Source organism: Bacillus sp. NH11B, from assembly GCF_001884205.1.
Taxonomy (GTDB): Bacteria; Bacillota; Bacilli; order Bacillales; family Bacillaceae_G; genus Bacillus_A; species Bacillus_A proteolyticus.
In genome coordinates this window covers 22,200-34,431 of sequence record NZ_MAOG01000028.1, presented here as the reverse complement: position 1 = coordinate 34,431, position 12,232 = coordinate 22,200, and the positions used below count along the sequence as shown (strand labels likewise).

General features: G+C 33.8%; 14 protein-coding genes. 5 read left to right on the top strand and 9 right to left on the bottom strand.

Annotated elements, in window-relative coordinates:
• Positions 1–3 precede the first annotated feature (3 nt).
• Complete coding sequence (locus BAU27_RS06695; protein WP_071770442.1) at positions 4–504, bottom strand: DUF2199 domain-containing protein; 501 nt, start codon at positions 502–504, stop codon at positions 4–6.
• Positions 505–528: 24 nt separating this feature from the next.
• Positions 529–1,209 carry a DUF7003 family protein gene (locus BAU27_RS06690; protein ID WP_071770441.1) on the bottom strand — a complete coding sequence of 227 codons (681 nt, stop codon included), beginning with the start codon at positions 1,207–1,209 and terminating at the stop codon, positions 529–531.
• A gap of 173 nt (positions 1,210–1,382) precedes the next feature.
• Between BAU27_RS06690 and BAU27_RS06685 the strand changes: the two genes are divergently transcribed.
• Complete coding sequence (locus tag BAU27_RS06685; protein ID WP_071770440.1) at positions 1,383–2,318, top strand: Rpn family recombination-promoting nuclease/putative transposase; 936 nt, start codon at positions 1,383–1,385, stop codon at positions 2,316–2,318.
• Positions 2,319–2,466: 148 nt separating this feature from the next.
• On the opposite strand, the gene BAU27_RS06680 is transcribed toward BAU27_RS06685, so the two are convergent.
• Positions 2,467–2,646, bottom strand: a complete 180-nt coding sequence (locus BAU27_RS06680) for a hypothetical protein (RefSeq protein WP_071744378.1) — start codon at positions 2,644–2,646, stop codon at positions 2,467–2,469.
• 296 nt (positions 2,647–2,942) lie between these two features.
• Here BAU27_RS06680 and BAU27_RS06675 point away from each other — a divergent pair, with 296 nt between their 5' ends.
• Both BAU27_RS06675 and BAU27_RS06670 read left to right on the top strand, forming a co-directional pair.
• The gene (locus tag BAU27_RS06675; protein ID WP_071744377.1) at positions 2,943–3,401 is read left to right on the top strand and encodes a helix-turn-helix transcriptional regulator; all 459 of its coding nucleotides are present in this window, start codon (positions 2,943–2,945) and stop codon (positions 3,399–3,401) included.
• A gap of 80 nt (positions 3,402–3,481) precedes the next feature.
• Positions 3,482–3,865: a hypothetical protein gene (locus BAU27_RS06670; protein WP_071770439.1), complete on the top strand. Its 384-nt coding sequence runs from the start codon at positions 3,482–3,484 to the stop codon at positions 3,863–3,865.
• A gap of 71 nt (positions 3,866–3,936) precedes the next feature.
• Here BAU27_RS06670 and BAU27_RS06665 read toward each other — a convergent pair whose 3' ends face one another.
• Together BAU27_RS06665 and BAU27_RS06660 are read right to left on the bottom strand one after the other, a co-directional pair.
• On the bottom strand, positions 3,937–4,536 hold the full coding sequence (locus tag BAU27_RS06665; RefSeq protein WP_071770438.1) for a DedA family protein: 600 nt from the start codon (positions 4,534–4,536) through the stop codon (positions 3,937–3,939).
• On the bottom strand, positions 4,536–5,114 hold the full coding sequence (locus BAU27_RS06660) for a class I SAM-dependent methyltransferase (RefSeq protein WP_071770437.1): 579 nt from the start codon (positions 5,112–5,114) through the stop codon (positions 4,536–4,538). The genes BAU27_RS06665 and BAU27_RS06660 overlap by 1 nt, the downstream gene beginning before the upstream one ends.
• A gap of 273 nt (positions 5,115–5,387) precedes the next feature.
• On the opposite strand from BAU27_RS06660, the gene BAU27_RS06655 reads away from it, so the two are divergent.
• Positions 5,388–5,846, top strand: coding sequence for an epimerase (locus tag BAU27_RS06655; RefSeq protein WP_071770463.1), 459 nt, complete (start codon positions 5,388–5,390; stop codon positions 5,844–5,846).
• A gap of 66 nt (positions 5,847–5,912) precedes the next feature.
• Here BAU27_RS06655 and BAU27_RS06650 read toward each other — a convergent pair whose 3' ends face one another.
• Both BAU27_RS06650 and BAU27_RS06645 read right to left on the bottom strand, forming a co-directional pair.
• Entirely contained in the window at positions 5,913–7,862 is a 1,950-nt protein-coding gene (locus BAU27_RS06650; protein WP_071770436.1) for an ABC transporter permease, read from the bottom strand.
• Positions 7,849–8,619: an ABC transporter ATP-binding protein gene (locus BAU27_RS06645; protein WP_071744372.1), complete on the bottom strand. Its 771-nt coding sequence runs from the start codon at positions 8,617–8,619 to the stop codon at positions 7,849–7,851. The genes BAU27_RS06650 and BAU27_RS06645 overlap by 14 nt, the downstream gene beginning before the upstream one ends.
• 304 nt (positions 8,620–8,923) lie before the next feature.
• On the opposite strand from BAU27_RS06645, the gene BAU27_RS06640 reads away from it, so the two are divergent.
• The gene (locus tag BAU27_RS06640) at positions 8,924–9,796 is read left to right on the top strand and encodes an AraC family transcriptional regulator (protein ID WP_071770435.1); all 873 of its coding nucleotides are present in this window, start codon (positions 8,924–8,926) and stop codon (positions 9,794–9,796) included.
• 152 nt (positions 9,797–9,948) lie between these two features.
• On the opposite strand, the gene BAU27_RS06635 is transcribed toward BAU27_RS06640, so the two are convergent.
• Both BAU27_RS06635 and BAU27_RS06630 read right to left on the bottom strand, forming a co-directional pair.
• The gene (locus tag BAU27_RS06635; protein WP_071770434.1) at positions 9,949–11,523 is read right to left on the bottom strand and encodes a putative ABC transporter permease subunit; all 1,575 of its coding nucleotides are present in this window, start codon (positions 11,521–11,523) and stop codon (positions 9,949–9,951) included.
• On the bottom strand, positions 11,513–12,229 hold the full coding sequence (locus BAU27_RS06630) for an ABC transporter ATP-binding protein (protein WP_071744369.1): 717 nt from the start codon (positions 12,227–12,229) through the stop codon (positions 11,513–11,515). Before BAU27_RS06630 ends, BAU27_RS06635 begins: the two co-directional genes overlap by 11 nt.
• Positions 12,230–12,232: the final 3 nt, after the last annotated feature.

Below are 12,232 nucleotides of genomic sequence, written 5' to 3'. Positions count from 1 at the left end.
ATGTCATTGGATCATTTCTTGTATTTCTTTAACTCTCTCTAAAGTAATTCCATTTCTTTGTTCGATCGCTAAAGGATGCTCGGTTGGCTCTAATTCAACATACGGTGCCATTCCAACTTCTCTTATATGTACATTTGTTTTTAAATTTAATGTTTCTGGATAAACTGGTATTTCTACAGATAACCAACCAAAATAAGGATCACTATTTTCTCGGGCTCTCTCATCCCACTTTTCTAATACTTCATCATAACTTTCTTTACTAAGTGATACCCACACAGTCCATATGAAATTTTCGTGGTAATCAATGATAGGAATCTCTAAACAACCTCTAATAAAGTAATGTTCATCGTCCATTACGCAAAGTTCTGATGTTAAATGGAAGCGTTCCTCTCTTTCATGGGGCGCTACCTCGTAATAATAATATGGTGCTTCACTTCCGTAGCATAGAGGTAGTGCAAAACGATTCATTTGTACTTTTTCTCCGGATTTTCTTCTTCTTTTCATTTATTATTCTTTCTCCTATCCTTTTCAGTCACAATCAAACTCTACCCAATTTCTCCAATGCGTATTAGAATCCTTCTTCACAATAACACTTGGATCTTTCTTCTCTATTGCAGCGGCTACTGATTGGAAGAATTCATTTTCACTTACTTTCTCTTCTTCAACATGTTGCCACTCTTCCGTTTCATAAGCTACTTCCCAATCACCTTTTAAACCGAACTCTTCTAAAATTTCTTCTTTATCCCACCATAATAACTTTCTAGCTTCGTCATTAGTAGCAAGCATACGCATGAAATATGTTGGATAAGACTCTTTCGTTTTCACTTCTATTCCATTATTCGCATAATCTTCTTCTGTAAATTGATATTCAAAATGATGATCGCGAATTTTTAAACTACCGTTATGAATATCCGGTATAAATTCACCTTCATCATCAAATAATTCATAATCTCCATCTTTTACTTGCAAAATACCGTCATCACCAATTGAATGATTCATTCTATCACCATATACTTGGATATCATTAAATACACCTAATGAACCTACACCGACAACTTGAAACACCATTAACCAATCCTTATCATCTTTAAAGAGAAGAGAGAATTTCACTTGTGAAATATCCATATATTCATTATCAAAGGCAGGAAATTCATACTTACTTTGCTTTTTATCTAATAGCTTTAAAATATCTTTTTGCATATATATCATCTTCACCTCTATATAAATTTTTCAATTTCACTAGAGTATAACATAGACATAATTGCCTTTCATTTTCTAATAATACTACTAATAAAATAGCAGAAGGGTCTGTTTGCATGCCCCAGTTCTTTTTAGATACAATGAAGGAAAGAAGCAACCTGATACAAGGGAGAGAAAAAACTGTGTTCAACCAACAGTTAGTTAATTTACGCATTGATTTTGCATTTAAACAATTGTTTGGTACGAATGGTAGTGAAGATATTCTAATTGCATTTTTAAACGCTATGTTACAAGAGTCTTTAGAGTCGCCCATTGCTTCTCTACAACTAGAAGATCCACATTTACACAGGGAATATGAAGAGGATAAGTTATCTATTTTAGACATTTCAGCGACATTAAACACAGGAACAAAAGTCAATGTAGAAATACAACTCAATAATAATCACGATATGGTTAAACGCAGTTTATATTATTGGGGAAGACTATACACATCTCAACTACAAAAAGGGATGCCCTACAGTGCACTTCACAAAACCATCACCATAAACTTACTAAACTTCGTAATGTTTTCGGAACACCCAGCCTTCCATACAACGAGCATATTATGGAATACACAACAACAAAAACTCCTGAGTGACGACATAGAAATCCACATTATAGAAATTCCAAAGTTAACTGAACAATGGCATGAAGAAAAAGTAAATCCGTGGAAAGATCCATTTGTTCGTTGGCTTTTATTGCTTTCAGCAAATGAGGATGAGCACTTAACTAAACTATTGGAGGATATTGCTATGAACCAAGATCCTATTTTACAAAAGGCGATAAATAAATGGGAACGTATGAGTCAAGATTCTTCTTTCCGACAAGCCTATGACGCAAGGGAGAAAGTTTTAATGGATGAAGCCGCAAAATTCGCCCACGCAGAGACAGAAGGAATAAAAAGAGGAATGGAACAAGGAATTGAACAAGGGATTGAACAAGGGATAAAAAAAGGGGTTCAACAAGGAAAAATTCAAATGATTAAAAGCATGTATGATCTTGGTATACCACTTGAAACGATTGCTAAGGCAAGTAAATTAAGTGTGTATGAGATTGAGCATATTTTAGAACATAAATAGTAATAAAAAAGAGCTTGAATTGTTTCAAGCTCTTTTTTATTAACCTCTTAGCATACTCCTCATTATTTGAAATAGTACTAAGATTTTCCAACGGTTTCTTCAAAAGAAAAATCCAGCACCATACAAAGTGGTTCGGAGCTTACTTGAACTAAAATATTAAATTACATTTCGAACAAAAAGGAGCTGCATTCCTTCTTCTAATTTTCTTATCACACTTTGGACAATATACATATCGTTCTTCTATCTTTTCTCGCTCTATCATATGTAAAGATACTATTCTCATACTACACATGATTCCAATTAAAATAAGGCTAACAATGAGTAGCATAACTTCCGCCCCCTCTCTCTATATTTTACCATAAAATAACAAATTCAATTCTCTCATTAAGAATCGAATTCATACTTACAATCCTAACTTTGCCTTCGTCCGTCAGGAGTCATATCTATCATTACTTGCATTTTATCATGTAAAAACTTTCCCTTTGTAAACATATGCTAGTAGGAACCTTTTAGTAATTTACCTACTTCATTAATAGTTGCTTCTTTTTCCTTATCATCCCTATCGTTTTGACAAAATTACACTTATAGTGTAATTTTACACTATAATAAAAAAGGAGCTGTATGATGAATAAACAAGAATTTATTGAACTAGTCAATTCAAAATTAAAACTCATCCGTGTTGAAAATGATTTATCACAAGATAAAATGTCAGAAATTATTGGTTTATCGAAGAAAACATTAGTGGAAATTGAAAAAGGAAGACGCACTCTAACATGGGCAGGCGCAGTTTGTGTCGTAACACTCTTTGAACAGAGCAATACAGTCCAGATGACATTCGGGGATGATGTGAATGAAATTATAAAAACAATCGCTTTTGCACATTACAATACGAACTTCCCGAAGACTTTAGGAGGAAAAGTATGGTGGCGACAAATAAAAGAGTTAAATGGTTATCAAATACAGCAAAATATATTATCTCAACATTATCGAATTTTAGATAAAGAAGATCGCAGAATATGCCATTCATTCGAATTGGATGAAATTGAAAAGCGATTTATGGAAATGGCAAAAACATCTCAATAAAGTGAAACTTTAATCAGTGGGGATTTTACTGTCCACTGTCCGTTAATGCGGGATAAAATAAATTCCGGAGTGTAATTCAAATGAAGAAACAGATAAATATCACTATTTTAAATACGTTAATCATTAGCACCTTAGTATTAAATTTATTTATTTTCACATCGAGAATGAGCTTTTTACCTTGGTATATTGAAGAGGGATGGGGATATTTAGGATTATTATTTACATCCTTTATTTTCTTACTTTGCTTCTTTCAATCTTCGAAGCTTCATAAAGATGGAAAGTTAACTACGCTACAAAAGTTCATTCCACTTGCTTCTGCCGCTCTTTCAATCTTTGTTCTTATCACTCCATCAAGTGATTTTATGACTATATTAGCTAATCTGATCAATACAATCATATTAACAATTTATATAACTGTATTTCAGACAAATCCTAATGTAAGTGATAAGAAGCTAGTACATTAAAAGGGAGAGTTATTCTACAAAATAACTCTCCCTTTTATACTACTCTCAATAAGTGTAAACCTTCATTCTATTTACTTACTCATCACCGTACTTCTTCTTTGCTTATACAAATAAGCACCACTCGCAACAACAAAAACAATTCCACCAAAATACACGCCATACTCTATTGCGATTGCTACAATCCTGTTAATGTGTTGTCCAAATAAAGAACCAAGCACAAAATAAACGAGTGTCCAAACAAATCCTGTCGTATAGGAATACAAAGCATACACCTTAAATGACATGTTATTCATTCCAACTAAATACGGTACAATATGTCTTACAACTGGTATGAAGTAACTTGTGACTAACGCATAATGACCATACTTCTCTACCATTTGTTGAGATTTCAAAAGATATTTCGCCTTTTTCTTTTTCATTAGCTTATCAAGTACTTTCGTACCAAATATTTTCCCTAATATATAACCTAACGATAGCCCAGATACGACACCTAAATATGTTAATAAAAATGCTGGAATGACACTTAATATACCTAGTGAAGAGACAAAACCACCACTCATAACAATCATTTCATCTGGAATTGGCATACCGATAATACCTAACCATAAACAGAAAAATAATGCCCAATAACCGTACTGCTCAATATAGGATAATAATTCATGTAATTCCATTATGCATACGCTCTCCTTAGTTCTTTTTTACAGCTAAAGACGTAGGCTGGCGGAAAATTGAGCCATACTTTTTCTAGTGTAATTTCGGGGAAGAAATGCTGTATAAATCCTTTTTTCACAAGTGAATATTGAAATGTAATAAATTCACCATTCTCATGTATCGCTTCCATCGCATTGTTTAAAATGCGCTTTGAAACTTCTTCTGGTAAAGAAGTGAAAGGCAACCCTGATAAAATGTAATCAATACATTCTATATTGAGCTCTTCCATATACTTCTTTATATTTTCAGCTGAACCGTGTACAACAATGACGTTCTGCTCATCTTTAAATTTTCTCTTTAGCTCTTTGCAAAACACTTCATTAATTTCAATAAGAAGAAATATTGTTTCCTTCTTTTTTCTCTTCATAATCTCTTTCGTAAAAACCCCTGTACCAGGCCCTAACTCTACAATACATTTCGCTTTATTAAAATCAATTACATCTACCATTTTCTTTGCTAATATTTTTGAACTTGGCGCAATTGCACCAGTATGTTTCGGATGTTTAATAAATTCATGTAAGAATGTTATGAGTTGCATATAAATCTCTCCTCATTCGTTCGATAGTTTTTAACTTGTGTCTAAGTATAACTATCGTTTCTTAACAAAAATTGAGGAAGTTTCTTAAGATTTTATTAAGATAAAGGGAAACTTTAATGAAAAATGACTCAAACATATGCGAATAAAACATCTCACTTATTTATCATAAAGAATAATGATCCTACTCAGATTTTGTATAGCACAGCTATTATTTCTATGTTAGAATCCTCTAAGATATTTGGAATTAGTATCAAAATCATTTTTGGAGGCTTTATGAATAATCAAAACGATAACAAATCAAATGCATTGTTTGCAGTTATACAAATAGTGCTACCACTTTTATTACCCATTCTTCTCCCTACATTTGTAATAGTGGGAATGAAAAAATGGATGCCAGATGAAATTCAATATCCAAGCATAATATCATTGCTCACATTATGCATTGGATTTTTTATAGTTGGAATCCTCTTCTCTCTTGTTTTGCGTTTATGTAAATTATCTGAGGAAAAATTAAAGGAATTAGGTTTTTTAGGATTTACACTTTCGGCTGTTAGTACATTTCTAACTTTTTATGTAGGTTACTTTTGGCTAGCAAACCTTAACTTCACATCAGTTGAACTATCACCTCATGCCGTATTAGTTTTCGCAATAGCATGTACATTGCTATTGGAAAGTATCTTTAAAGCAATGGACATGTTTGATAATTCAAATGAAAATCAAGCTAACCTATAGATAAAAAAAGCATTCGACTAACATACTAGTCGAATGCTTTTTTACTAAGATTAAACAACTCCCCTATTATTTCGCACTCACAATCTTATAATAAGAACGAACTGTTAAGAAGTAATATCCAATATAAATAGCGCCGTATACTCCAATACTAATTAGAAGCGGGATCATAATTTCAAATGGTAATATATTTGCTAATCCTTTTAGTGCAAATAAGCTGTGTAAAATACCGATTACTAACGGAATAGCGAAGATAAAGCTCACTTGTTTTGCGATAGCTTTCTTCATCTCTTGCTTCGTTACACCAACTTTATGAAGGACAACGTAACGATCACGGTCAGCACTTGCTTCTGTAAGTTGCTTGAAGTAAATGATTGAGCCTGTCGCTAATAGGAATACTAATCCTAAAAACAGTCCGATGAACATCATTAACCCTGTCGTTTCAAGTCCCATTTGGAATCCTGTATAGAAATCGTTAAATGGTTTTAAAACTTCTGATTCACCAGCTGGCATAATACTCGCTAATTTTGCTGTTAACTCTTTACTATTTCGCTCACCTTTTACATCAATATTTTTTACAGTGCGTGTTTCGTTTAATCGTTTCACTTGCTCATATGTTTTATCCGGAACGATTACAAACAGTTCATTTAAGTTTGTAATACTTCTATTATTTACACCTTTAATTGTTAGCTCTTTCGATTCATTTCCAACAGGAAATACAGCTGTATTTCCTGTATAAAGAGGACCAAAATCAAGCTTTTCAACATATAGGCTATCATATACAAAAGCTTCATTCGCACTTAAATTTACAGGTTCTACATCTAAGTGTTTCGCAAGTGTATTAAAGCTTGATTGTGAAATAAGCTGGTACTGATTCGTAATATTATAGTGTGTGTTCAGAACTTGATCCGCTCTTTCACCTTTAAATGTTCCTTTCACAGGAATCATTTCAATTTCTGATTCATATGTCACTGGATGATTATTCTTCTCTCCAGCAAGTATTTCATTTACTTTGTTATCTAATGCTTCATCTTTTTTCTCATAAGAATAACTATACGGCGCAGCCACTTTTGATTGCGTGAATGTATTGTAATACATCGTAACTGACGTACCAACCGCTGTTAATGTCACTGCACTTAAAATAGCAATTGTCGCTAGTGACTTTGCATTTCCTTTAATACGATATAGTAACTGCGATGTCGTTACCATATTCATACCGTTATAAAACGCTGACTTATTATTTCTTGCACGTTTCAATACAAACACTGTGAAGAACATGAACAATAAATAAGTCCCTGCTACTGTCGCTAATAAAATGTATAATGCAACGACCATAAAGTCTGCATACATAACTGCTTTCATGTACATTAATGCTAAGAAATAACCTGAACCGATTAAGAACACTGAAATTAATGCCATAATAACTGAGCCTTTTGGCATTGCTTCTCCTTCGCGCTCTGCACGGAAAAGTTCAATTAACTTAAAGCGATAAATTAAACGATATCCTTGAAGTGATGTATATAAAATAATCACAAAGAAAATAATTGCTGTATCAATAATCGCAGCCATCGGTACTTCAAAATGAACATTTAAGTTTAGTCCCATCATACTTACTAATAACTCAAGGAATAATTTTGAAAGAACGCTACCGATTGCAATCCCGATAATTAAAGACATTAATCCCATTAACATATTTTCATAAAAGAGCATTTTACCAATTTGTCTTTTACGAATACCTAGTAAAGAATATAATCCAACTTCTTTTTTACGTTTACGTGTAAAGAATCCGTTCGAATATATAATGAACACTGCTACGAAAATGATAAGCATCACACTGGAAACTTGGAACGCTCCACTAATTTTTTTAGAAGCTTCTGCTGCTTTTTCCATTTGTGAATTGTATTGCAGTGCTTTAAATGTAAAGTAAATGACGATACTAAAAATCATAGATGCAAAATATACAAAGTAGTCTTTAAAGTTCCGCTGTATGTTGCGGAGGGCAATGCTAGATAAGGTCATCAGCCATACCTCCAGAAATAGAAGACATTACATCCACGACTTGTTGGAAGAATTGTTTACGCGTTAATTCCCCGCGATGTAATTCTTTATATAATTCACCATCTTTAATGAAAATAACTCGTTTACAGTAACTTGCCGCAAATGCATCGTGCGTTACCATTAAAATTGTTGAGTTATCATATTCATTTAATGATTTCATACTTTCTAATAAATCTGTTGCTGATTTAGAATCGAGTGCTCCAGTTGGCTCGTCCCCAAAAATCATACTCGGATTTGTAACAATCGCACGCGATGCCGCACAACGCTGTTTCTGTCCACCAGATACTTGATATGGGAACTGACTTAAAATATGATCGATACCGAACTTTTTCGCAATTTCAAGAACACGTCGATCAATTTCATTTGCCTTTACTTTCGATAAAGCAAGAGGTAACGCAATATTCTCTTTCACTGTTAACGTATCTAATAAGTTATAATCTTGGAAAATGAAACCTAAATGATCGCGGCGGAATAACGCCAGCTTATCATCATTCATCTTCACGATATCTTTTCCATCAATTAAAATCTCACCGTTCGTCGCATTATCAATTGTAGAAAGAACATTTAATAGTGTCGTCTTACCAGAACCAGAAGGTCCCATAATTCCAACGAACTCGCCTTCTTTTACTTGTAAGTTAATACCTTTTAACGCTTCAAATTTATTTCCACCCGTGTCATATACTTTTTTAATATTTTTTGCTTCTAACACTGTTTTCATCCCGACATCCCTCATTTCTTCTATCCTCTATTTTCACTATATACATTCTCTACTCTTGCCACTATCGATGTTTCTTACACAAACATGACAGTTATGTAAGGCATATAAGTAAAGACATAAAAATTTAACCTAATGAATGAAAGTACTTTGTTACTATAGCATTGGGATATCATACCATCCATTCATTCTCCTTACAGGAACATTACAATTTTGTAAGGTAAAAAATGTACCTACAAAGTTGTGCACGAAATGTCGGATGAAGCTATTTCTTTCCTGCTATTCTAATTGCAAAGGAGGTCATTTAATGGATTCACTAAAAAATATGAATGCAGCAATGCAATATATTGAAGACAACCTGACAGATGAAATTGATTTTAAAGAAGTTGCAAGGCTAGCTCTCTGCTCCGAGTATCACTTTAAAAGGATGTTTTCATTTCTAGCTGGCATATCGCTGTCAGATTATATTCGTTGTAGACGCCTTACTCTCGCTGCCTTTGAACTAAAAAACAGCAATGTAAAAATCATTGATGTAGCTATAAAATATGGCTACAATTCACCAGATTCATTTACACGTGCATTTCAAAATTTGCATGGCATAACACCTTCAGAGGCCCGAAATAGTAGTCATTCTTTGAAAGCTTATTCATCAATGACCTTCCAACTATCCATTCAAGGGGGAAATGAAATGAACTATCGAATTGAAGAAAAAGACTCATTTCGAATTATAGGTATTACAAAACGAGTACCAATCGTTTTCAATGGTGTAAATGAAGAAATTGCTTCTATGTGGAAAAGTTTAAACCCACAGTCCATTCAAACATTAAAGATGCTTTCAAATGTGGAACCAAATGGAATCATTAGTGCTTCTACTAACTTTTCTGAAGGAAGAATGGAGGAAAAAGGCGCACTCGATCATTATATTGGGGTAGCCACAACGAAAGATTGTCCAGAGCAATTCGCGCAACTTGAAGTCACAGCTTCAACGTGGGCTATATTTGAAGCTGTCGGTCCATTTCCTGATGCATTACAAAATGTGTGGGGACGTATTTATTCCGAATGGTTTCCTTCTTCGAACTATGAACTAGCGGAAGGACCGGAAATATTGTGGAATGAAAGTAAAGAGATGTCCTCACCGAATTTCAGAAGCGAAATATGGGTACCTGTTTTAAAAAAGTAATATAAGGGTCTAAACCTTTTCAAAATAAAGAAGCTGCTCTTCCTCTTTAAAGGAAAAGCAGCTTCTTATTTTATCCCGCTATTTGCGGACAGTAAACGTACGATTGGTGAGGGGTGATAATCAGTGGGGGATGCCCCCCACTGATTAAAGTTTTACTTTATACTTCTTCTCGACTCGTTCTTATACAAGAAAATAGTAATAATCGTAAGCACTATAACAACTAAAAAAGTAAATGCTCTGTAGTTCGAGATCGCAGCCGTACCGATTAACAAAGCAGGTATAACAGCCACAATTAAGCCACCAAACATACCAACAAATGATCCTACACTTTGTTTTACTACTTGGGTTTCTGATACCCAATCATAATACCCAAATCGATTATTAATAAAAATCCCCCATACTGCCGAAAATAATGAATATGCTAGCGGTGTTATTACGATTAAAAGAGAACTCCAAACATCTAGTTTTAATCCTATTATCAGTAATACGGCACTAATAAGTGATGCAGGTATACTTAATGAAAGATTCATAAGTATTTTACTGTCATAAATCACCTTTGGCGCTATAGGCAATGACTTAATAATCCATACATTTTTTCCTTCTAAAGACAATGACACACATGTTGTACACGTCATCGAAATCGCTGCTGCAATAGCAAATGGCGCAATCTTTTGCAACAGGAGCTCAACTCCAGGATACGCTATTAATTGACTTGGCCCTACTACAACTATAGCCAGCGAGAAAGCTATCGCCATCACGACTCCCATTCCACTATTTATGACATACACTGTAGAAGAGAAGAAACGTTTCAGTTCTTTTTTATACAATGCGACCAATACACTTTCTTTTCTCATACTATTAATCTCATAATTTGAAAGCATATGATAAGTGGAAATCCCTGTGTTTATTTGCTTATATTTTAACGAAAGTATTTTTATAAAAAGATAATACCAAGTAACCGATATTCCAACGAATAGGATGAAAGCTACAATATCAGCATGAACAATTGCCTTTTGAAACATGTTAGCTAGTGGATACACTTTCGTTAATTGCTCCGAGACAATTGCACCAATTCCGTTCATATCAGTAAGGCTATATTGAGCATTTCCGTTTTTTAGCATAAATAAACCAAATGTAATAATTACTATAAAACTTAAAATCGTAGTTATTTTATTCGCATTTTTAAATTTAGAAGCGATTGCTGTAATCGCAGCTCCAAAGATCGCTGCAATTGTTGTTGGAATTAAAGATGCTATAAACATACTGATGAACCACATAAAGTAAAAAGAAACTGATGGATTCCCATGTATGCCATACACAACTCCCATCGGTAGCATGATTATGATTGAAAAGATCGTATTCAGCAAGTATAAATACAAAAATCTACTTGCAATAACAGTACTTACACGAATCGGCAATGACATTAAAAAGTCGTAATCCTTAAAAGCAAAAATTTCTCCATTTGCCTTAAATATAGTGAAAAACAACGTTAATACACTACTAATAACTAGTGCATAAACGGGAATAATTTCACTCATTCCTAGTTTCACCAATCCATATGCCGAGGTTCCACAATATAACATTAGCATGACACCAACTAGGGCAATAGATGCTGTCAGCAAAATCTTATTCTGCCTCTTTTTCTTATCTTTTTCGTATTTAAAAGTATTTAAACCGAGCTGCGTTATCAAACGGATTTTCAAAAGCCCTAAACTATTAGTATTCATTAGCAAGCTCCTTCATAAAGAGCTCTTCCAATGAGCCTTCCTTTATTAAAGAATTCACTTCCCCTGAAAGTGCTAATTTCCCTCTATTAATCATCGCTATTTTATTACATAACTTCTCCGCTACATCTAAAACGTGCGTAGAAAAGAAAATCGCACTTCCCTTTTCACAAAGCTCTTTCATAATACCTTTCAATACTACGGCTGCCTTTGGATCAAGACCAACGAAAGGTTCATCTAAAACTAATAATTTCGGTTTATGTAAAACCGCCGATATAATCGCTACTTTTTGTTTCATACCGTGTGAATAAGAAGATATTAAGTCTCCTAAGTAAGGTGTAATCTCAAAGGCATCCCCATACTTCTGTATCTGTTCTTCCCGATCTTTCGCAGACACTTTAAACACATCCGCAACAAAATTCAAATATTGAATTCCTGTTAATTGCTCATATAAATCTGGATTATCAGGAATATACGCCATTACTCTCTTACATGCAATTGGATCCTTTTTTACTGAATGTCCATCAACAAAAATTTCCCCTTCTTCAAAATCTATAACTCCTACTAACGACTTAATTGTTGTACTTTTTCCCGCACCGTTATGCCCGATAAATCCAAAGATGTCTCCTGCTTTAACAGTAATATTTAAATGATCTACCGCTTTCTTACCACCTTTGTATGTCTTGCTAAAATTTATAATTTCTAACATGTG

Excerpts from the sequence above, each read along its gene's own strand:
- BAU27_RS06695 (WP_071770442.1), bottom strand. The coding sequence starts at position 504 with ATGAAAAGAAGAAGAAAATCCGGAGAAAAAGTACAAATGAATCGTTTT.
- BAU27_RS06690 (WP_071770441.1), bottom strand. The coding sequence starts at position 1,209 with ATGATATATATGCAAAAAGATATTTTAAAGCTATTAGATAAAAAGCAA.
- BAU27_RS06680 (WP_071744378.1), bottom strand. The coding sequence starts at position 2,646 with ATGCTACTCATTGTTAGCCTTATTTTAATTGGAATCATGTGTAGTATG.
- BAU27_RS06675 (WP_071744377.1), top strand. The coding sequence starts at position 2,943 with ATGAATAAACAAGAATTTATTGAACTAGTCAATTCAAAATTAAAACTC.
- BAU27_RS06670 (WP_071770439.1), top strand. The coding sequence starts at position 3,482 with ATGAAGAAACAGATAAATATCACTATTTTAAATACGTTAATCATTAGC.
- BAU27_RS06665 (WP_071770438.1), bottom strand. The coding sequence starts at position 4,536 with ATGGAATTACATGAATTATTATCCTATATTGAGCAGTACGGTTATTGG.
- BAU27_RS06660 (WP_071770437.1), bottom strand. The coding sequence starts at position 5,114 with ATGCAACTCATAACATTCTTACATGAATTTATTAAACATCCGAAACAT.
- BAU27_RS06655 (WP_071770463.1), top strand. The coding sequence starts at position 5,388 with ATGAATAATCAAAACGATAACAAATCAAATGCATTGTTTGCAGTTATA.
- BAU27_RS06650 (WP_071770436.1), bottom strand. The coding sequence starts at position 7,862 with ATGACCTTATCTAGCATTGCCCTCCGCAACATACAGCGGAACTTTAAA.
- BAU27_RS06645 (WP_071744372.1), bottom strand. The coding sequence starts at position 8,619 with ATGAAAACAGTGTTAGAAGCAAAAAATATTAAAAAAGTATATGACACG.
- BAU27_RS06640 (WP_071770435.1), top strand. The coding sequence starts at position 8,924 with ATGGATTCACTAAAAAATATGAATGCAGCAATGCAATATATTGAAGAC.
- BAU27_RS06635 (WP_071770434.1), bottom strand. The coding sequence starts at position 11,523 with ATGAATACTAATAGTTTAGGGCTTTTGAAAATCCGTTTGATAACGCAG.
- BAU27_RS06630 (WP_071744369.1), bottom strand. The coding sequence starts at position 12,229 with ATGTTAGAAATTATAAATTTTAGCAAGACATACAAAGGTGGTAAGAAA.